We start from the raw sequence: 19,304 nt of genomic DNA on the forward strand, positions 1-19,304 counted from the left end.
AACCCCTTTACTTTATTCTTGCGGCAGTAAGCCGTTTATAGATCCAGTTTCCTAGTGCTCTAGCACCGAAGTTAAAGATAATGACAACAATGACTAGCAAAGCAGAAGTAGCAGCTGAAACCACATTCACATCCGGAATTATCCCTTCAGTATTTACTTTCCAAATATGTACAGCTAGCGTTTCTGCTGGACGCATTACATTCAAAAAACTAGTAGGACTAAACATATTCCAGTTAGAATAATCAACCGTTGAACCACTTTGCCCTGCGGTATAAATCAAAGCTGCAGCTTCACCAAAAACACGTCCAGCGCTCAAAATAACACCAGTAATTATTCCTGGCAGGGCTGCTGGCAATACAATGCCGTGAATGGTCTTCCAATTAGATAAACCCAGAGCCCAGCCAGCTTCTCTTTGAGTTTGAGGAACACCTTTAATGGCTTCTTCAATATTACTAGTAAGAGTTGGCAAGTTGAAAAAAGTTAGTGCTAAAGCGCCAGCGAGAATTGAAAAGCCAAATCCGAATTGAACCACAAATAAAAGATAGCCAAACAGACCAACAACTATTGAAGGTAAAGAGCTCAAAATTTCAATCGTGGTTCTGATTAACTGAGTAAACCAGTTATCAGGAGCATATTCGGCTAAATAAATGGCAGCACCGAGTGCAATTGGCATAGAAATTAGTAAGGTAAGTAATAAAAGATAGATAGAATTAAATAATTGGTCTCTAATTCCACCGCCTGCTTCAAAAGAGGACGATTCTGAACTCAAGAAATGCCACGATAAATGCGGTAATCCCGAAACTAAGATATTACCAAGAATACCAACCAAAAGAAGTACAACGATTCCAACTAAGAAATAAATCACGCCAGTAGCAATTCTATTTGTTTTTTTTGCGTTCATAATACTACTAACTCTTCTTTCCAATTAAATGTACCAAGAAATTAAATACCAGTGACATAATTAATAACAAAAGTGCCAAAGACCATAATGAATTGTTAGGCAAGGTACCCATAACAGTATTGCCCATTTGACTAGTTAACTGACTAGTTAACGTTGCTGCTGGGCTAACCAAGTTATATGGCATTAAGACTGCATTCCCGATTGCCATTTGCACAGCTAAAGCTTCACCAAAAGCACGAGCCATACCGAAAATAACTGCTGTCATGATACGTGAGCGAGCTGCTCTCAGCACAACGTGATATATAGTCTGCCATTTCGTAGCACCAAGAGCTGCTGAAGACTTTCGCAAATCTTTGGGAATAGCTTTAAACGCATCAACAGTAAGAGAAGTTATTGTGGGCAGAACCATTACAAAAAGTATTAAAGTGGCAGTCAAGATGCCAAAGCCTGTTCCACCAAAAATAGTTCTGACAGCTGGAACAACTACCATTAAGCCAATAAAGCCATAAACTACAGAAGGAATACCTACTAAAAGCTCCATTACGGATTGCAGTAACTGCACTCTCTTACCAGATTCATATTCTGTCATAAATAGTGCCACGGCAATCGAAAATGGTGTTGCAATTAGTGCTGCCAGCAGCGTTACTGCAAAAGAAGTTACAATCATTGCTGCGGCACCCACATGGTTTTTACCAGCATTAGGATTCCAGTCAGTAGAAAACAGAAAATGGAAAATGTTCACTTTATTATCAATAAAAGTTGCTAACCCATGCATGCCAACAAAACCAATGATTGCAACTATTAATATTCCTATTAATATAATTGCCAAAAATGTTAATCCTCTGCCCCACCATTCTTGTCGTGTTTCTTTTGATGGCTTAGTTAAGCGATCAACATCAATATTTTTGGGATCAATACCTTTGAACTTAACATGTGGTACTTTTTGTTCGGCAAGAGCATTCTCAACAACTTGTTGTAAATCTTGTTCTTTTTTTGCCATTTTATTTACCTATCTTCGTAATTTTATTTTGACTATCACGCGCAACTTTCATTTCATGTACACTTATATAGCCAATTTTAGGAACTAAATCTTTTTGAACTTTTTTACTCAATACGTATTTAATAAAAGCTGCAGTAGCCTTATTCGGTTTACCTTTTGTATACATATGCTCATAAGACCAAAGTGGCCACTTGTTCGTGGGTATGTTTCTATTATCTGGTTGAATATTATTTATACTTATTTTTTGAATATTTTGGTCATTGGCATATGGGAAAGATATGTAAGAAATAGTACCCGGTGTAGAATTGACAATTTTTTTGACAGTTCCATTTGAATCCTGTTCTTGAGAATTAATTGCTTCTTTTCCATTTAGAACCAAGTCCTCAAATGTCGATCGCGTACCACTTCCACGAGAACGGTTGATCACAATAATTGACTGATTTTTACCACCTACTTGATGCCAATTTTTAATTTTACCAGTAAAAATATCAGAGAGTTGTTTAGTAGATAAATTTTTAACTCCGACACCCTTATTTGCAATTGGCACAATACCAACTACTGCCACAGGGTAATCTTCCAGTTTCTTTGCATCAATGCCTTTTTGCGTTTCAGCAAAAACATCAGAAGTACCAACTTCAACGGCCCCTGCTTGCACTTGGCTTAGTCCTGTACCGGAGCCACCACCTTGAACTACAATGTTGCTGCTCATGTGGGCTAGGTGATAGTCATTGCCAGCTTGTTCTATTAAAGGTTGTAAGGCACTGGAGCCAACAATAGTAATTTTTTCTCGGTTTTGACTGCAACCTGTCAAAAATAGGGACATAAATAATATTAATGTCAGCAGTCTGCCTAAATTACTTTTTTTCATATAAGATTCCCTCAATTAAACAAATAAAATTTAGCTCTAGTTTATCAAAACTTTTACCTTTGACCAATCATAAATACTCATAAATAGATAAAAAAAGCAACCTGCTCAATCGCAAAGTTGCTTTAATTAATTGTTCAATTTTAGTCCAGATTTAATGGATCAAGTTTAATCCCAGGTCCAAAGGTTGCAGCTACAGCAACACTCTTAATGTATTGACCTTTAGCAGCAGATGGACGCGCACGTAAAATAACGTCACGCAATGCATCAAAGTTTTCAATTAATTGTTCATCAGTAAATGAAACTTTACCAATTGCTGCGTGAATAGCAGCTTGACGGTCAACACGATATTCAACCTGACCAGCTTTTACATTCTTAACGGCTTTTTCAATATCCATTGTAACGGTACCAGTCTTAGGGTTTGGCATCAAACCTTTAGGTCCAAGTACACGACCTAAACGTCCAACTTTTGCCATCATTGTTGGTGTAGCAACAACGACATCAAAGTCTAAGTAACCGTTTTGCACTTTTTCAACTAAGTCGTCAGAACCAACTTCATCAGCACCAGCAGCCTTAGCTTGTTCAGCTTGAGGACCCTCAGCAAATACAATAACTTTTTGTGTCTTACCAGTACCATTAGGCAAAACCAATGAGCCACGAATTTGTTGGTCTGCTTGTTTAGGGTCAACGCTCAAATTGTATGAAACTTCAACTGAAGCATCAAAGCCTGCGTATGAAGTTTCTTTAACTAACTTCATTGCTTCAGCAACTGAATATAATTTCTTTGAATCTACTTTTTTAGCAGCTTCTAAATATTTTTTACCATGCTTTGGCATGTGATTTCCTCCTTAATATGTGGTCAAGCGAGCTAAAGCTCTCCCACCTAAATTGTTATAAATAACAGGATTAGTCTTCGACTTCGATACCCATGCTTCTAGCAGTACCTTCGATCATCCGCATAGCAGCTTCGACATCAGCAGCGTTAAGGTCCTTCATCTTAGTTTCAGCAATTTCCTTAACTTGATCCTTGGTAACCTTACCAACTTTCTTGGTGTTTGGTTCACCGGATGCCTTGTCAATCTTAGCAGCCTGCTTCAAAAGTACTGGAGCTGGTGGAGTCTTAGTTACGAATTCGAATGAACGATCTTCGTATACTGTGATGACTACAGGAATAATCATGCCCTTTTGGTCAGCAGTTCTAGCATTGAAGTCCTTAGTAAAGCCAACAATGTTAATACCAGCTTGACCTAAAGCTGGACCAACTGGAGGAGCGGGTGTTGCAGCACCAGCTGGTATTTGTAATTTAACAACATTTATAACTTTCTTTGCCACGGTCAAAACCTCCTTGATTCCGTGCGTGGTTAAAATGGAAAAGTTACCTACTTTTCCTCCCACAATAATAAAAGTACTTTAATATATTATCATCTATTTAGTAGTTTTGCAATAATTGACTTATTACTAGCTAATTTTCTTTACTTGATCATAGTCAAGTTCAGTGGTGGTAGCACGTCCAAACATATCAACTGAAACAAATAATTTATATTTATCAGGTTGAATTTCAGTAATTTTGCCTTCAACACCGTTAAAGGCCCCATCAATAATCGTAACTGTTTCACCAACTTCAAAGTCAATTTGGGGTCTTTTAGCTGGTTCACCTTGTTGACGTAAGAGCCTATTGACTTCGTCTTCTAAAAGTGGGGATGGCTTAGAACCACCACCATGAGAACCGACAAATCCTGTTACGTTTGGTGTGTTCCGCACAACAAACCAACTTTCATCGGTCATTACCATTTCAACAAGAACATAACCAGGGAAAATCTTTTCTTCGACTTCTTTTTTCTTGTTGTTTACCTTTTCAATCTTTTCTTGTTCAGGAACCATTACTCGAAAAATATAGTCTTGCATCCCCATGCTTTGAGCTCGCGACAATAAGTCTGATTTGACCTTGTCTTCGTAACCTGAATAAGTGTGAAGCACATACCATTGCTTTTTAGTAGTTTCTACCATTATTACATATTCTCCTTATATTTTTGGCAAACAAAAAAGCCTCTACTCCGGAGGACTTTCCAATTAATATAATTATACCACAAATAAAAAGACTGTGCTATTACATAACTATTTGCGTAACATTGGTAAACAAAAGATCGAGTAACCCTAAATACGCAGCAAACAAAATTGAAGAAACAATAACAATTGCGGTGTCGTGACGGTTTTGTTTTGCTGTTGGCCAAGTGACCAATTTCATTTCCTCAACAACACTCTTAAAGAATTTAACCATAATTTACCTCGTTTCTTTATGTAACGTCATTTTACCGCAGTGCTTACAAAATTTTTTTAATTCAAGGCGCTGAGTGCGATTCTTACTTGCAGCGATTGAGTAATTACGAGAGCCACAGATGCTGCAAGCTAATGATGCTTTTTTCACTGCCATAATCTCACTTCCAAACTATTGTATTTTAGCAAAAATGGCTAACTTAAGCAATTAATTTAATAATTACTTGTAAACTTAATTATTACAAAACAAAAGCAGTTGCTCATTCAAGCAACCGCCTTTGTAGTAGCCAAACAAATGCGTGACCACAGTGCGTAGAACATTGTATTAGTCGGATTTACTTCTTAAGATTTTCATTAACGAAGGATTCGATTTTATCGTCAGAGTCTTTCAGGAATGGAAGCATAGCTTCTTCCGTCTTAATGGTATCTCTGCCATTCTTTTCCATAAAATAATCCCAAAGGGCATCTCTAACTGGAATATCTGAGTCACTCCAGTCAAAAACTTCTTTCATGTGACGATCTAACAATGCAGTCTTCATAACTTCATCAGCCATCTTAACTACCTCCTAAAATTTATTCTACAATAACAATTATACCGCAATTTCTAGATGTCAACTATAAAAACTAATCGAGCAATGTTTGACGCATTTTCTGTGCAAGACGTGAACGCGCTCTTGATAAGGTTAATTTACTAATTTTTAGTTTTTGAATAACTTCTTTTTGTTCTATCACACCCAAGCCCACCAATAGCGCATTGGTCTCCAAATGAGACAACTTACTTGTCAAAATAGCAATATTTTCACTTAAAGGAATTTCTGGTATAGAAACAAATGATTTATCTAAAGGCAATAAATTGTTTTTCTTGGCTGTTTCTAATGAAACTGATTGTTTCAAAGCCTGCCTCCGATAGGCATTATCATATCTTACAAGTGAGCGTGCATGATTGATCAGTCGTGTTTTAAAATAGCTGCCAAATTTTCCTTTATTTAAGTCAAAACTTTTCGCCGAAGCATGACAAATAATCATTGCATCCTGTTCCCAATCTTGGTTGTCATAATAGCGCACGTGATACATGCCTTTCACTTTGTTAATTAATGGCTTATAGCGAAAACATAAGTCTAATAAAGCTTCATCCTCACCATTTTTTATTTGCTTAATAAGTTCCGCCTCACTTTTAATATTTATTCCAGTATTCTTCATTTTGCTTCTCCTATTTAAATTTTTATTGAAGAATACAGTAACTAATGAACCTCAAAAATCGAACCTAAGTTCAAATTCAGCAACTATTTTTTACTGTCAGTTCGGCAACAACAAAAAGCCAGATTTGTTGAAATCGCATTAAATAAAAAAGAGAATATTACTTTATTTGGCCACAAAAATACACTCTGATTGATCAGAGTGTTAGAAAAGCTATTTAAGAGGATTGCGGCTGTTAAGCATCTGATAAAGCAAAACACCAGTTGCAACACTGGCATTCAGTGATTGCACATGCCCGACCATAGGCAATGTCAGCATTTGGTCCATCTGCTCTTTAAGAAGGCGTGAAATTCCTTTACCTTCATTGCCGATTACCAAAACAGTTTTGCCATTACTGTCCCACTGTCGATAATCTGTACCTTTCATATCAGTACCAAAAAGCCAATAGCCACGTTTTTTTAATATTTTTGCAGTTTGCACCAAATTATTTACCCTTGCTACTGGCACATAATCAATTGCTCCAGTTGAAGTTTTAGCTACAACAGAAGTTAACCCTGTAGCACGTCTTTTAGGAATAATAATGCCGTCAACTCCAGTGGCATCTGCTGTTCTCAAAATAGAACCCAAATTATGGGGATCTTCAATTGAATCAAGCATCAGTAGAAACGGTTCGTGATTGCTGTGGTCAAATTTATCCAGCAGCTGATCCAGATCGGCATATTCAAAACTAGCTACCGTTAAAACTATTCCTTGATGATTTCCACCTTGAACCAATTTGTCTAATTTGTTTTTGGGTACCGTTTGGACAATTAACCCCTTCTGCTTAGCCAAGGTAAATACTTGATTGGCAAAATTTTCTTTAATACCCTGCTGTAAAAATATTTTGTTGATATGATCGGCATCTTGGGTTTTTAAATAATCCAGTCCTGCATGCCTGCCAAAAACAAAGTCTTTGTCACTTGAAGTCATATTCCTCGATGCCCCCATTTTCAATTGTTTTAATACACCATTCGGTCAGCTGCTTTATACGATCTTTTTTGTTTAAGAGTTCTAAGTATCCCCAAACAGCTTCAAAACCGGTAGATAACTGATAAGTAGCTAAACTGGTATTTTTTGCTTTAGTATAAGTTTTCGAATTGCGACCGCGGTGAAAAGTCGCCACTTCATCATCAGTAAGCAAATTTTCTTCCTGAAGTTTGGAAATTAATGCTGCCTGCGCTTTGGCCGACACATAATGAGTAGCCCTTCTTTGCAAGACTTGGGGTTTAACAATGCCACATTTAATTAAATGCCTCCTAATAAAGATTTCATAAACTGCATCCCCCAGATAAGCTAATGTTTGCCCATTTAAAGTATCCGGATTAACATCATTTTCTATCATTTTTTTAGTTTGATTCACGTAGCCACCTTGTTCCTTTAGGTGTATCTTCAACTGTAATTACCCATTCGCTTGAGTTCCATCACGTAGAGCACCATGATTTTTTTAAATTAATTTTTGAGTCTATTGTTTTTTATATTTTACCGAGCTATCAAGTCCATTAAATAACTTTGAATGGCTACCGACTCTCAATCCAACTACAATTAACTTATTTTCTACAATTCTATATATTACAACAACATCATTACTTTCAACAGGTGACTTCCCTTTTTCAGGAGTTCGAACATGAAAATCACGATAACCCTCTAAGCGACCAGTTAAAGCATGATCCATAAATTCAGCTGGTAATTGATGATTTTCGCAAAGTAAATCAATGTCAGCCATCACATCATCAATTATTGTTTTATCAATACGAGCTAGTTCTTTTAAATCTTTTTGAAAATCTTTTCTAGGAATAAATCTTAGTCTTCTCATCTCTTAAATTGTTGCCAAAATTCTGTCCAGTTATCCTTATCTATTACAGGATCATTGTCATTCAGTACACCTAATTCAATTAACTTGTCCCTTGCTACAGCGTGATCCGTAGTTCCCTCTTTGGTCTTAGCAAATAATTCCAAATATTCATATTTTTCCAACTTTTTAGTTGAAATAACAGCAACTGCACGATTTTTTGGTCGGGTAATATAAATTGTATCATCATTATCATTTACAAGATCCAAGCAAGATTTAATATTATTTCTAAAATAAGTTTGATTCAGTGTTTCCATATATCTCACCATCACTTTCAACTATAAAAAGTGTACATTATTATGTACACTTTTCCCAGCTTAATGATTCATTGTTATCAAATTAAATCATGCATTTAAATAAATCTTATTCACGTAGCCACCTTGTTCCTTGTGGTGTATCTTCAACTGTAACACCCATTTGTTTAAGTTCGTCCCGCAACGCATCGCTTTGTGCCCAATCTTTGTTTTTACGTGCTTCTTCACGTTTTTTAATTAGTCTCTGAACTTGCTCATCATCATTTTGATTTTCAGCGGTAATTAAGCGCTGTACATCTATCCCGAAAACAGCTAACCAGCTTGTCAAAAGTTTAGCCGCTTTTTTAAGAGTATCTTTATCAGCATTTTCAGCATTAATATTGGCATTAATTTCCGGTAATAAATCGTAAATGGCAGTTAAAGCATTCTGAACATTAAAGTCATCGTCCATAGCATTAATAAATTTATGCTGTGTCTCTTGAATTTTATTGTCCAAAATTTCTGACTTTTCACTATCTGTTTCATCTTTTAGTCGATATTCAAGATTGTTAAGAGTATTCTTAAACCTCTGTAAAATAATTTGTGCTTGTTTTAAATTATCAGTCGAATAATTAATTTGTTTTCTATATTGAACACTGGCCATAAAGAAGCGCAACACTTGTGGATCAACTTTTTGCAATAAATCATGTACAGTCACAAAGTTATGCAATGACTTGGACATTTTTTCTGCATCTGCTCCAACTGTAACAAAACCATTATGCATCCAATAGTGAACAAAGGGTTTACCAGTTGCTGCTTCACTTTGAGCAATTTCATTTTCATGATGAGGAAATTCCAAATCTTGACCACCACCATGAATATCAATTGTTTCACCTAAATATTTTGTAGCCATTACTGAACATTCAATATGCCAACCGGGACGGCCCTTGCCCCAAGGAGAAGCCCAAGCTATTTCATCAGGTTTCTTTTGCTTTTTCCATAAAGCAAAATCTATTGGGTCCTCTTTACGTTTTTGTTCTTCTTCATTAACATGCTCAGAAGCACCCTCTTCAAGCTCTGCAAGATTTTGGCTGCTAAGAGCACCATAATTTTTAAATTTTCTGGTACGATAATAAACATCACCATCTGACTCATAAGCATAACCCTTAGAAATCAGCTTTTGGATAAATTTAATAATTTCGTTGACTTCGTGAGTTGCACGGGGATTTTTAGTTGCCGGCTTAACGTTTAAAGCTGAAATATCTTCACGATATGCTTTAATGTAGCGCTCAGCTAATTCAGGAACAGTAACATTTTCAGCTTTAGCCTCAGCGATCATTTTATCGTCTACGTCAGTAAAATTGGACACAAAATTTACCCTAAAACCGCGAAATTCTAAATAGCGCCTAATGGTGTCAAAAGCAATAACGCTCCTGGCATTACCAATGTGAATATAATTATATACAGTTGGTCCACAAACATACATTGTTACCTGACCTGGGTTTATCGGCTTAAATTCTTCTTTAGTATTAGTTAAAGTGTTGTAAATTTTCACTGTGGCTAACTGACCTTTCTACATTCTAAATCTTATTTTACCAGAAACTTTAATCAATTTTTTCAACCAAAAGTTTACAATCTTGTTTTTTGCCATAATCACGTTTTGCCTAACTGCAAGTTAAAACAGCGTATTACTCCCATTCAATAATAGAATAATACGCTGTTTTGATAACTATAAGCCGTTTTCACTCATTTGCTTGAGAGTTAAATCTAAATGCTCTAACACACGCTTTTTGCCTAAAAGCTCCATAGCTTCACCAATTCCTGGTCCCACCATTGATCTGGTAGTAGCAATTCTAATTGGCATGAATAAACGTCTACCTTTAATTCCTGTTGCCTTACGAGTTGCTTGTACAGCATTCATTATTTGAGGAGCAGTAAACCGTGGAATCAAATCAATTTGCTTCTTAAATTCTTCAATTACCGGTCTAGCTTCATCTTTACGAATTTCTTCAATTTCTTTTTCACTTAAGTCTTTAGGAGCATTAAAGAAAATTTTTGCTAGGTCAACGATCTGCTTTGTATATGACATTTGAACGGAATAGATGTTAACTAACTGTCTGACCCACTCCATTTTTTCCGGATTTGGATCTTTTTCAACCAAACCTGCTTCTTGCAAATTATTAAGTGCCAAGTCTAAAAGAGTATCACGATCAGCCTTTTTAATATACTGGTTGTTAATCCACTCCAATTTCTTCTGATCAAAAGCAGCAGGAGAATTAGATAATCTTGCCGGATCAAATTGTTTAATTAACTCACGTTGGCTGAAAATCTCGCTTTCACCAACTGGAGACCAGCCTAATAATGTAATAAAGTTAAACATTGCATCAGGTAGATAACCAAGATCTCTGTATTGCTCAATGAATTGTAAAACAGATTCATCACGCTTTGAAAGTTTTTTACCAGTTTCCGAATTAATAATTAAAGTCATGTGACCAAATTTTGGCGGCTCCCAGCCTAGAGCCTCATAAACTGCTAATTGCTTAGGCGTGTTTGAAACGTGATCATCTCCACGCAAAACGTGAGTAATTTTCATCAGGTGATCATCAATTACCACTGCAAAATTGTAAGTAGGCATGCCATCGCGTTTTTGAATGACAAAATCGCCACCGATGGTATCAGACTCAAAACTAAGATGACCCTTAACAATATCATCCCAAGAATATGTTTCCATTTCAGGAATATGGATACGAACAACCGGCTTTAAGCCCTTCTTTTCTGCTTCTTCTTGCTTTTGAGCAATTTCAGCAGCTGTCATGCCTTCATATTCGTAGGTATAGTGGGGCGCAATGCCCATTGCCCGCTGTTCTTCACGCTGCTCTTCCAATTCTTCTTCAGTTTTATAAGAATAATAGGCTTTACCCTCATCAATCAGCTGTTTAATATATTTATTGTAAATATCCTTACGCTCAGATTGACGGTAAGGGCCATAAGCGCCACCTTTATCAGGACCTTCATCCCAATCGATGCCGAGCCAGTGCAGGTTTTCCATTTGCGACTCTGAGCCGCCTGCAACATTACGTTTCTGGTCCGTATCCTCAATTCTTAAAACAAAAGTTCCCTTATTATGCCGCGCGAATAAGTAATTAAATAGCGCAGTCCGTGCATTACCAATATGTAAATGCCCCGTTGGACTTGGGGCATATCTTACCCGAATTTTTTGTTTAGCCAAAATTCATGCCTCTTTCAAAAAGTAAATATAAACAATTTAAGTTTACGCGTAATAGTCAAAAAGTTCAATATTCGTTAGCCTAAAACCAGTTTTAATGCTTGCGGAATACTTGAAACCGGAATAATTTCAATATCGGCCTTTTTCAGGCTGGTATGCATATTATGTTTGGGAATAAAAATACGCTTAAACCCAGTTTTAGCTGCTTCCTTAATTCGCGCATCTATTTGATTAACTCGCCTTACTTCACCAGTTAAACCGACTTCGCCTACAAAACAATCTGTGGGCAAAATTTCCTGATTTTTATAGCTTGACGCGATAGCCATCACTACAGCCAAATCGACAGCGGGTTCGTTAAGGCGTATTCCACCGGTAGCTGTTAAATAGACGTCCTGATTTTGCAACATCAAGTTGCCTCGTTTTTCTAGAACAGCCAGCAATAATCCCGCACGATTATAGTCAATACCAGATGTAGTTCTTTTAGCATAGCCAAAAGCAGTGGGTGTAACTAATGCCTGAATCTCTGCCAAAATAGGACGAGTCCCTTCGAGTGAAACGACTATAGCAGACCCGGTTGACTTCGGTAAACGCTCATCCAAAAAAATAGCAGACGGGTTAGTAACTTCTTTTAAACCATTATTAACCATTTCAAACATGCCGATTTCATTAGCTGCGCCAAATCTGTTTTTAACGGAATGCAAAATACGGTAGGCATGGTGTTCATCACCTTCAAAATAAAGAACAGTGTCAACCATGTGCTCCAAAATTTTAGGGCCGGCAATTGCTCCTTCCTTTGTAACATGGCCGATAACAAAAACGGTAATAGCATCCATTTTGGCTATTTTCATTAACTCACTTGTAACTTCCCTTACTTGTGATGCTGAACCCGTCATTGAGTCTAAGCTAGGTTCATTCATAGTTTGAATTGAGTCAATGACAACAAAGTCAGGTGCTAAATCGGCAATTTGCTGGCGAATATCTTCCATATCAGTTTCTGGATAAAGCATCATATCATTAGCCGGCAGTCCCAAGCGATCTGCTCTTAACTTGATTTGATTAGCTGATTCTTCACCGGAAACGTACAATACTTTATATTTACCAGCTAGTTCGCTCATGATTTGCAACATTAAAGTCGACTTGCCAATTCCTGGATCACCACCGATTAAGACTAGGGATCCTGGCACAATTCCTCCACCTAAAACCCTGTTCAATTCTTCCATACTAGTCTGAATGCGTTCTTCTTTTTCAGCCTTAACGTTTTCCAGCTTAACCGGTTCACTTATTCCGGTTTTCTTGATCAAGCGACTAGGACTGCCTTTAGTTGAACGATTTTGCACCGCTTCAGTTTCCTTTTCAAACTGATTCCAGGCACCGCAATTAGGACAGCGTCCTAAATAGCTGGCAGAAATATAGCCACAAGAACGACATTTATACTTTGTTTTAAGTTTTGCCATTTAGCTTTCCTTCTTATTAGTTGAGCCAAAACCGCTTAGCCTTTGCCTGTCAATAGGCAAGTCATTGTCGGTTTTTAAATAATGCACAAAAATTCCCTGACCAATACGATCCCCCTTGTGAATCTGAATTGGTCTAACACCATAATTAATTAACTGCACGAAAATTTCACCTTCATTGTCATCATTATTGTAATAATCCGCATCGATGACGCCCACGCCATTTGGCAAAGAAAGATTTTTTTTAAAAGTATTTGAAGAGCGGTTAGCCAATATTAACACTTCATCTTCAGGCATATAAGCCTTTACACCTGTCGGAATCAAAAACGGCTTGAGCACATGTTCGGCCATTTCATAGTCTTGTTCGTATAGCTGATGACCATTACGAATTAACCGAAAAATACGCACAAAATTAAGCCGCCAAATACTGGGAATTAAAACGTCTTTTGCTGCTGCTAAATCATAGCCTGCGCTGGCAATTGTTTGTCTTCTAGGTAACGCCACATTTTTATTTTTATATTTAGATACAATTTCAAAGCCCCGAATTTTCTCCATGTTATCTCCTTTAAAAATCTTTAAACACTATTTTACATTAATTTACTGCTGTGTTTTAAAATCTTATATAATTAGTTTGGTAAAATTAGCTGAAATATTAAAGTTTGAAGGAAGAATAAATGTTTAACTTAGATAACCCTCACCAATTTTTTCGCGAAGATGATGATAATGGCGAAACTATTTGCAGCTGGACCATGGATAAAATTAAGCGCAAAGACGCTGCTGTCTGGATAATGAACCATTTCTTTATCAACCCCAAAATAGACAGTAACAAGATTTTACACAAACAAATGGCAACAGTAATGTTTATTGCTCAAGAATCTCACTTACCTGTTTGGCCACTTGATCCTTTAGTTATTAAATACTTTGAGAAGCATTCGGAATTTCATTCGATCTGGTATCATAAGCCAAATCCAGCAAACAAAAATATATAAACATTTCAGATTAAATAGGTAAAGCAAAAGCAAATATATTTTTAACAATAATTAAATTTTCAAAGATAGACTACTTTATTTAGTTAGGCTAAAATAGTATTAGTTTGTTTAAGGAGGATTTTAATATAAATGACAAAAGAAATTACAAGTGCAGCCATTGATAAATTTACAAAAGACTTATCAAATCATGCTGGAATTAATATTGCCAGTCATGCTGCTCAAGAAAACGGCATTTTTAAGGCAAGTCAAAATTTGCAATCAAAAATTGATTTAACACCTACTTTTTCCGTAGAGATTGATACCGGTAAACCTGCTGATCAAAAGCAGTCTGGTCGCTGCTGGATGTTTTCTGCATTAAATACTATGCGTCACCCATTGCAAAAAGAATATAAGATTAAGGATTTTGAATTATCCCAAAATTACACTAATTTTTGGGACAAATTTGAAAAATCAAACTTCTTCTTTGAAAATGTTATTTCGTCAGCAAAGAAACCGCTCGGTGACCGTAAAGTCAGCTTCCTGTTCGCAACCCCGCAACAAGATGGTGGTCAATGGGACATGTTATGTGGATTAGTTGAAAAGTATGGTATTGTTCCTAAGTCTGTTTATCCAGAAACTGCCAATTCGAACAATTCTGGCGCTTTAAACGATACTTTAAACACTCTGTTGCGCAAAGATGGCTTAGAACTACGTGCTTTAGTCAACGCAGGTAAGTCAGAAGACGAGATTGAGCAACGCAAAAATGAATTTTTAAACGATGTTTTCCGCATTTTAGCTATTTCATTAGGCGTACCACCAAAGAAATTTGACTTTGAATATAAAGATGATGAAGGTAATTACCACCGTGAAGCCGGTATTACTCCTAAAGAATTCTTTGATAGATTTGTAGGCATGAACTTGGAAGATCATGTTTCACTCATTAACTCTCCTACTGATGACAAGCCATATCACCAAGTCTTTTCAGTTGAATACTTAGGTAATGTTGTTGGCGGCAGACAAGTACGTCACCTTAACGTCAAAATTTCTGAAATGAAAGACTTGATTATTAAACAACTGAAAGCCGGAGAAGTTGTTTGGTTTGGTTCAAATGTTGGTAAGGATTCAGAAAGACAGCTAGGCTTGCTTGATACCAATATTTACAAACGTGATGAATTATTTGACGTTGATTTTTCAATGTCTAAGGGTGATAAACTTGATTCTAGCGAAAGCATGATGGATCATGCTATGGTTATTACCGGTGTCGACTTAGTAGATGATAAGCCAACTAAGTGGAAGATTGAAAATTCATGGGGAGAAAAGCCAGGCTTTAAGGGCTATTTTGTAATGAGTGACTCATGGTTTGACCAATTTGTCTACCAAGCAGTTATTAACAAGAAATTCTTACCTGATGATTTAAGAACAGCCTTTGATGAAGGAGCTAAAGATCCGATTCAATTATTACCATGGGATCCAATGGGCGCTTTGGCTTTTAAATAAAGTTATTATTTCCGTTCAAAAAGTTAAATATTAAAAAGCATTGAGAAATTTGGTGGTTATATCACCTAGCAGTTTTCCCAATGCTTTTTTATACACTTTGAATAAGTACTTAAAGCTATTTTTGCTTTTCTCGCAGTATTCCCTTCTTCAATACAAATTGACGATCATATTTAAGCTCATTAATTTGATCATGGCTGGCAACCACTATAATTTTATTTTGCTGTCTTAATTTTTTAAGCATAGCTACAAATAAGCCAATACTCTCTTGATCAATTCCACGTGTCGGCTCATCAAGCAAAATAATATTTTGGTTTTCCATCACAGCCTGGATGATGCCCACCTTTTGCCTCATACCAACAGAATACTTGACTATGGGTTCCGGATTGTCAGGATCAAGCATAAAGTACTGTAGTAAATCCCTAACTTCTTTCTCATTAAAGCGCTTGTTAAGATTAGCCAGAAAATGAAGGTTAGACATGGCTGACTCATATTCCAAAAAATTGGGATTTTCAATTAATGCCCCAACAATATCATTTTCATCCAGCTTAATTTCACCGCTGTCAGCCTTTAACAAGCCGGTAATAATCTTAAAAATGGTAGACTTTCCAGAACCGTTAATACCTGAAATATGAATTAGTTCTCCTGGCTTAGCTGTCAAAGATACGCTTTTTAAAACCAGCTTCTGACCAAATGACTTTTTTATCTGCTTAAGCTCTAACATTATTTCTCCTTAAAAGCCACCATAAATTTCATGGATAGCCCGATATAACTCGTCATACACGGGACTATAATTTATTAAAATATTTTTTTCTATATAGTAGTGATAAATTAAATCTATGATTATCGCCATTAGCAATAATAAATAAGGGCTATGCCAGTTATAGCCACCGACTAACAGCCAAAGTAGAAGCAAAAAAACCAGGACATGTAGTAGTATGAGTTCAATGCCCACAATTGGATTACCAAATTTAAATAAAGGGTAATCAGTAAAAAAATACGGAACAAAAAGACCTAATACAAAAATTAAACAATAAATTGTAGCCAGTACTATTAAGTACATGATCATCGACTTATTCTTTTTTCGCACCGTCACAAACACGTTGATGTTACGAAAAGTAAGTATCTGCTTATAAAATAGCAAGAGGACCGCTGGCTGCAAATACAGTGATACCATGTGAAAATTGAGGTATTCGTTTGGCAATTCCATGGTTTCCGGTGAACCTGTTTTTATAAGTATAATGCTTCCCATTAGTCCTATAAAAAATACGATAAAACCATTTAAAACAAGTCTAAGAGATATTCGCTTTAAGCGCATAATTAGCCCAGCTTTCTTTTCTGCTGCCACAGTTTGATTAAGTAAGCAGCAAATAACAGATAAAGCAATGCAACCAAAACAAAAAGCAAATATGAATTAATCGGTGGCAAGCGAGATCCTAACGCAAACTGTCCCGGTGCAAGTACAGCAAATGGAAACCACAAATACGAGAGGAAGAGCAAAAATTCATTGCCAAGCCGCGATATTATGATCGACAATAAGGTTAAACCCATCCCTACACACGGTCCTAAAACTAGGTAAATACTATTTTTTGATACAAAAAGACCAATACTGAAAATTAAAATAGCAAAAATACCCCAGCCTATAGCGGCTAAGGTAACGTATGAACATAAGTCGATTAGCTGGTTAGTAGAAAAATATCCTGGTCTGGCACCAATGTATAATTCTATAGGTCTGGTTTTAAAGAAAAATGGATAATAAAATAAATTAATTAATGCTAACTGGTAAAAATTAGTTAATAAAGAAAATACCACCCCAATAATAAAGGAGTTAATAATCCCTGCTTTGATAAAGCCATGATATCCGACTCTTTGCTGGACAGCGCTAAACATATTATTATTTTTAAAATAGATTAAGAGACCGGCTCCAAAGATAGGTACCAAGGCCAACAAAATAACTAAATTTATAATATTTTCGTTCCAACCATTCGGTTGAATTGAAAAGAAAAGCATAACAGAAATTTCAACTGCTTTGCCCTTTAATGGTATTAATCCTGCTTCAGATTTAGCGGCTATAAAAAACTGCCAGGTAATCAAAAGAAAATAAATAATTAGAAAAATAAGAATAAATTTTTGGGTTCGTTTTAGCATTAGCAGAAGTCCTCTTAACAAATATATCTTTGAATAACTATATCATGTATAATATCAATTATAAACTAAAATAGTATGAAAAAAAGTTAAAAAAAAACTAATTTTCCCCTATTAAAAAATGCTCTTATTGTTGCCTTTATTCATATGATTACTTAAATAAAATTAAAAACTTAACATAGACCTACTTTCTTAACAAAACGCATAAAAGCTGCTTTGCCCTCTAAAGTTTGTTTGAAAACTCCTGCGTCTTCCAAAACGCGAGCAAAAACAAGACCTAGTTCTTTTTGCAGAATTTGATCTACATTTGCATTAGTGACTTCATACTTACGGCTAATTTCCTTAGCCCACTCAAGATGCATAGGTGCAATACTGTTAGGCTGGTTAAGCAAAAATTTTTTAACCTCAAGCAACTCTGGCTTCAAACGCGGCGGAAAAATTGCTAATCCCATTACTTCAATTAAGCCGATATTTTCTTTTTTAATGTGTTGTACATCAGCATGGGGATGAAAAATTCCATCAGGATATTTATCTGAAGTTTGATTGTCTCTTAGAACTAAATCAAGTTCATAAGTTTGTCCATGTAATCGAGCAATTGGAGTAATAGTATGGTGAGGTATACTGTTAGTAAATGCCCGAACTGCTACTTTTTCATCACTATAATCACGCCAGTTTATTAAAATTTTATTTGCTAATTTGATTAAGTTATTTTTATTCAGACCGCGTAAACGGATCACAGACATAGGCCACTTGACAATACCCGCCTTGACATCATCAAATCCCTTAAAGTTAAGTTCTTTAACAATTGGTGCTTTCTCCATCGGAAAGCGATGCTTGCCCCCCTGATAATGTTCGTGCGCTAAAATTGAACCGCCTACGATTGGCAAATCCGCATTGCTACCAACAAAATAGCCCGGAAATTTAGCCACAATTTCCAGCAAATTGGCAAAAGTTTGTTTATTGATTACCATTAGCTCATGCTTTGGCGCTAAGAAAATGCAGTGCTCATTAAAATATGCATAAGGAGAATATTGAAAGCCCCAGGTTTCATCTCCTAAATGAAAGCGAATGATACGGTGATTGGTGCGCGCAGGATAATTTATATGACCAAGGTAACCCTCATTCTCCATACATAATTGGCACTTTGGATATGATTTTACTTTGGCATTTTTAGCTGCAGCAATTTCTTTAGGATCTTTTTCCGGTTTGGAAAGATTAATCGTAATTTCTAGATCGCCATATTTACTTGCAGCTGTAAAATAAATATTTTTTGCAATAGCTCTAGTTTTAATATAATCACTATCTTTACCCATTTGGTAAAAATCAGCTATCGCTTTTTGTGGTGAGCTCTCATAAGTTTGCCAAAAGTCGTGGTTAACAATGCTTGGTCTGGGGACAATCAAATTCATTAATTGTGCATCAAGTACATCCCGAGCGGAATTATTAGCTGGGCACTTTCCTGAATTTTGAGCAGCTTGAATCAACTCGTCTTTAAGATCCAGTAGATCTTCCTTATTGGTTGTTACTTTTCTGACTTCATCACCAACAAGGGCCAAAATTCTATTTCTCAAATAAATACGATCAAGTTCAGTAAAATCGCTGTGGGCAATAACTTGCGTAATAAAATTATCAATTAGATTCGTTTTATCCATCTCAACTTTC

The 19,304-nt window shown here is 36.2% G+C and carries 24 protein-coding genes; 2 read left to right on the forward strand and 22 right to left on the reverse strand.

What is annotated here, in order from left to right; genetic code table 11:
- Window positions 1-7: 7 nt before the first annotated feature.
- The 18 genes from pstA to F5ESL0261_RS07155 form a co-directional block, all read right to left on the reverse strand.
- A complete protein-coding gene (gene pstA, locus F5ESL0261_RS07070; RefSeq protein ID WP_045928403.1) occupies window positions 8-901 on the reverse strand; it encodes a phosphate ABC transporter permease PstA in 894 nt (297 codons plus the stop codon).
- A 7-nt stretch (window positions 902-908) separates the two neighbouring features.
- Complete coding sequence (gene pstC / locus F5ESL0261_RS07075; RefSeq protein ID WP_034980330.1) at window positions 909-1,901, reverse strand: phosphate ABC transporter permease subunit PstC; 993 nt, start codon at window positions 1,899-1,901, stop codon at window positions 909-911.
- 1 nt (window position 1,902) lies between these two features.
- A complete protein-coding gene (locus F5ESL0261_RS07080) occupies window positions 1,903-2,769 on the reverse strand; it encodes a phosphate ABC transporter substrate-binding protein PstS family protein (RefSeq protein ID WP_122052712.1) in 867 nt (288 codons plus the stop codon).
- Window positions 2,770-2,909: 140 nt separating this feature from the next.
- Entirely contained in the window at window positions 2,910-3,602 is a 693-nt protein-coding gene (gene rplA / locus F5ESL0261_RS07085; protein ID WP_045928405.1) for a 50S ribosomal protein L1, read from the reverse strand.
- A gap of 70 nt (window positions 3,603-3,672) precedes the next feature.
- Window positions 3,673-4,098 (reverse strand): 50S ribosomal protein L11, encoded by a 426-nt coding sequence (rplK, locus tag F5ESL0261_RS07090; RefSeq protein WP_034980336.1) that lies wholly within the window; start codon window positions 4,096-4,098, stop codon window positions 3,673-3,675.
- Between the two features lie 126 nt (window positions 4,099-4,224).
- A complete protein-coding gene (nusG, locus tag F5ESL0261_RS07095; protein WP_109586561.1) occupies window positions 4,225-4,773 on the reverse strand; it encodes a transcription termination/antitermination protein NusG in 549 nt (182 codons plus the stop codon).
- A gap of 100 nt (window positions 4,774-4,873) precedes the next feature.
- Complete coding sequence (gene secE / locus F5ESL0261_RS07100) at window positions 4,874-5,044, reverse strand: preprotein translocase subunit SecE (RefSeq protein WP_045928406.1); 171 nt, start codon at window positions 5,042-5,044, stop codon at window positions 4,874-4,876.
- Window positions 5,045-5,047: 3 nt separating this feature from the next.
- The gene (rpmG, locus tag F5ESL0261_RS07105) at window positions 5,048-5,197 is read right to left on the reverse strand and encodes a 50S ribosomal protein L33 (RefSeq protein WP_081945356.1); all 150 of its coding nucleotides are present in this window, start codon (window positions 5,195-5,197) and stop codon (window positions 5,048-5,050) included.
- 178 nt (window positions 5,198-5,375) lie between these two features.
- On the reverse strand, window positions 5,376-5,594 hold the full coding sequence (locus F5ESL0261_RS07110) for a hypothetical protein (protein ID WP_045928407.1): 219 nt from the start codon (window positions 5,592-5,594) through the stop codon (window positions 5,376-5,378).
- A 70-nt stretch (window positions 5,595-5,664) separates the two neighbouring features.
- On the reverse strand, window positions 5,665-6,240 hold the full coding sequence (locus F5ESL0261_RS07115; protein WP_122052713.1) for a sigma-70 family RNA polymerase sigma factor: 576 nt from the start codon (window positions 6,238-6,240) through the stop codon (window positions 5,665-5,667).
- 210 nt (window positions 6,241-6,450) lie between these two features.
- The gene (rlmB, locus tag F5ESL0261_RS07120) at window positions 6,451-7,206 is read right to left on the reverse strand and encodes a 23S rRNA (guanosine(2251)-2'-O)-methyltransferase RlmB (protein WP_122052714.1); all 756 of its coding nucleotides are present in this window, start codon (window positions 7,204-7,206) and stop codon (window positions 6,451-6,453) included.
- Window positions 7,193-7,618 (reverse strand): Mini-ribonuclease 3, encoded by a 426-nt coding sequence (locus F5ESL0261_RS07125; protein ID WP_370448911.1) that lies wholly within the window; start codon window positions 7,616-7,618, stop codon window positions 7,193-7,195. The genes rlmB and F5ESL0261_RS07125 overlap by 14 nt, the downstream gene beginning before the upstream one ends.
- Window positions 7,619-7,738: 120 nt before the next feature.
- A complete protein-coding gene (locus F5ESL0261_RS07130; protein ID WP_122052716.1) occupies window positions 7,739-8,089 on the reverse strand; it encodes a type II toxin-antitoxin system YafQ family toxin in 351 nt (116 codons plus the stop codon).
- A complete protein-coding gene (locus tag F5ESL0261_RS07135) occupies window positions 8,086-8,382 on the reverse strand; it encodes a type II toxin-antitoxin system Phd/YefM family antitoxin (RefSeq protein ID WP_046332419.1) in 297 nt (98 codons plus the stop codon). Before F5ESL0261_RS07135 ends, F5ESL0261_RS07130 begins: the two co-directional genes overlap by 4 nt.
- 106 nt (window positions 8,383-8,488) lie before the next feature.
- Window positions 8,489-9,913: a cysteine--tRNA ligase gene (gene cysS, locus F5ESL0261_RS07140; RefSeq protein WP_122052717.1), complete on the reverse strand. Its 1,425-nt coding sequence runs from the start codon at window positions 9,911-9,913 to the stop codon at window positions 8,489-8,491.
- A 174-nt stretch (window positions 9,914-10,087) separates the two neighbouring features.
- Window positions 10,088-11,587, reverse strand: coding sequence for a glutamate--tRNA ligase (gene gltX / locus F5ESL0261_RS07145; RefSeq protein ID WP_122052718.1), 1,500 nt, complete (start codon window positions 11,585-11,587; stop codon window positions 10,088-10,090).
- Between the two features lie 74 nt (window positions 11,588-11,661).
- On the reverse strand, window positions 11,662-13,038 hold the full coding sequence (gene radA, locus F5ESL0261_RS07150; protein ID WP_122052719.1) for a DNA repair protein RadA: 1,377 nt from the start codon (window positions 13,036-13,038) through the stop codon (window positions 11,662-11,664).
- Window positions 13,039-13,590: a dUTP diphosphatase gene (locus F5ESL0261_RS07155; protein WP_046325293.1), complete on the reverse strand. Its 552-nt coding sequence runs from the start codon at window positions 13,588-13,590 to the stop codon at window positions 13,039-13,041.
- A gap of 119 nt (window positions 13,591-13,709) precedes the next feature.
- Here F5ESL0261_RS07155 and F5ESL0261_RS07160 point away from each other — a divergent pair, with 119 nt between their 5' ends.
- The gene (locus tag F5ESL0261_RS07160; RefSeq protein WP_122052720.1) at window positions 13,710-14,024 is read left to right on the forward strand and encodes a hypothetical protein; all 315 of its coding nucleotides are present in this window, start codon (window positions 13,710-13,712) and stop codon (window positions 14,022-14,024) included.
- 129 nt (window positions 14,025-14,153) lie between these two features.
- On the forward strand, window positions 14,154-15,500 hold the full coding sequence (gene pepC, locus F5ESL0261_RS07165; RefSeq protein ID WP_122052721.1) for an aminopeptidase C: 1,347 nt from the start codon (window positions 14,154-14,156) through the stop codon (window positions 15,498-15,500).
- Between the two features lie 115 nt (window positions 15,501-15,615).
- On the opposite strand, the gene F5ESL0261_RS07170 is transcribed toward pepC, so the two are convergent.
- The 4 genes from F5ESL0261_RS07170 to galT all read right to left on the reverse strand — a co-directional run bounded on the left by F5ESL0261_RS07170 (window position 15,616) and on the right by galT (window position 19,294).
- A complete protein-coding gene (locus F5ESL0261_RS07170; protein WP_122052722.1) occupies window positions 15,616-16,221 on the reverse strand; it encodes an ATP-binding cassette domain-containing protein in 606 nt (201 codons plus the stop codon).
- A 9-nt stretch (window positions 16,222-16,230) separates the two neighbouring features.
- Window positions 16,231-16,815, reverse strand: a complete 585-nt coding sequence (locus F5ESL0261_RS07175) for a hypothetical protein (protein WP_122052723.1) — start codon at window positions 16,813-16,815, stop codon at window positions 16,231-16,233.
- Between the two features lie 2 nt (window positions 16,816-16,817).
- Window positions 16,818-17,645: a hypothetical protein gene (locus F5ESL0261_RS07180; RefSeq protein ID WP_122052724.1), complete on the reverse strand. Its 828-nt coding sequence runs from the start codon at window positions 17,643-17,645 to the stop codon at window positions 16,818-16,820.
- 170 nt (window positions 17,646-17,815) lie between these two features.
- Window positions 17,816-19,294: a UDP-glucose--hexose-1-phosphate uridylyltransferase gene (gene galT, locus F5ESL0261_RS07185; RefSeq protein WP_122052725.1), complete on the reverse strand. Its 1,479-nt coding sequence runs from the start codon at window positions 19,292-19,294 to the stop codon at window positions 17,816-17,818.
- Between the last annotated feature and the right edge of the window lie 10 nt (window positions 19,295-19,304).

This window comes from Lactobacillus sp. ESL0261 (genome assembly GCF_003693025.1).
GTDB lineage: Bacteria > Bacillota > Bacilli > Lactobacillales > Lactobacillaceae > Lactobacillus > Lactobacillus kullabergensis.

Coding starts and splice junctions, on each gene's coding strand:
- F5ESL0261_RS07155 (WP_046325293.1), bottom strand. CDS start 13,590: ATGGAGAAAATTCGGGGCTTTGAAATTGTATCTAAATATAAAAATAAA.
- F5ESL0261_RS07180 (WP_122052724.1), bottom strand. CDS start 17,645: ATGCTAAAACGAACCCAAAAATTTATTCTTATTTTTCTAATTATTTAT.
- F5ESL0261_RS07175 (WP_122052723.1), bottom strand. CDS start 16,815: ATGCGCTTAAAGCGAATATCTCTTAGACTTGTTTTAAATGGTTTTATC.
- nusG (WP_109586561.1), bottom strand. CDS start 4,773: ATGGTAGAAACTACTAAAAAGCAATGGTATGTGCTTCACACTTATTCA.
- F5ESL0261_RS07080 (WP_122052712.1), bottom strand. CDS start 2,769: ATGAAAAAAAGTAATTTAGGCAGACTGCTGACATTAATATTATTTATG.
- rplA (WP_045928405.1), bottom strand. CDS start 3,602: ATGCCAAAGCATGGTAAAAAATATTTAGAAGCTGCTAAAAAAGTAGAT.
- galT (WP_122052725.1), bottom strand. CDS start 19,294: ATGGATAAAACGAATCTAATTGATAATTTTATTACGCAAGTTATTGCC.
- pstA (WP_045928403.1), bottom strand. CDS start 901: ATGAACGCAAAAAAAACAAATAGAATTGCTACTGGCGTGATTTATTTC.
- F5ESL0261_RS07115 (WP_122052713.1), bottom strand. CDS start 6,240: ATGAAGAATACTGGAATAAATATTAAAAGTGAGGCGGAACTTATTAAG.
- F5ESL0261_RS07160 (WP_122052720.1), top strand. CDS start 13,710: ATGTTTAACTTAGATAACCCTCACCAATTTTTTCGCGAAGATGATGAT.
- pepC (WP_122052721.1), top strand. CDS start 14,154: ATGACAAAAGAAATTACAAGTGCAGCCATTGATAAATTTACAAAAGAC.
- rpmG (WP_081945356.1), bottom strand. CDS start 5,197: ATGGCAGTGAAAAAAGCATCATTAGCTTGCAGCATCTGTGGCTCTCGT.
- radA (WP_122052719.1), bottom strand. CDS start 13,038: ATGGCAAAACTTAAAACAAAGTATAAATGTCGTTCTTGTGGCTATATT.
- secE (WP_045928406.1), bottom strand. CDS start 5,044: ATGGTTAAATTCTTTAAGAGTGTTGTTGAGGAAATGAAATTGGTCACT.
- rlmB (WP_122052714.1), bottom strand. CDS start 7,206: ATGACTTCAAGTGACAAAGACTTTGTTTTTGGCAGGCATGCAGGACTG.
- F5ESL0261_RS07110 (WP_045928407.1), bottom strand. CDS start 5,594: ATGGCTGATGAAGTTATGAAGACTGCATTGTTAGATCGTCACATGAAA.
- F5ESL0261_RS07170 (WP_122052722.1), bottom strand. CDS start 16,221: ATGTTAGAGCTTAAGCAGATAAAAAAGTCATTTGGTCAGAAGCTGGTT.
- pstC (WP_034980330.1), bottom strand. CDS start 1,901: ATGGCAAAAAAAGAACAAGATTTACAACAAGTTGTTGAGAATGCTCTT.
- F5ESL0261_RS07125 (WP_370448911.1), bottom strand. CDS start 7,618: ATGATAGAAAATGATGTTAATCCGGATACTTTAAATGGGCAAACATTA.
- F5ESL0261_RS07130 (WP_122052716.1), bottom strand. CDS start 8,089: ATGAGAAGACTAAGATTTATTCCTAGAAAAGATTTTCAAAAAGATTTA.
- F5ESL0261_RS07135 (WP_046332419.1), bottom strand. CDS start 8,382: ATGGAAACACTGAATCAAACTTATTTTAGAAATAATATTAAATCTTGC.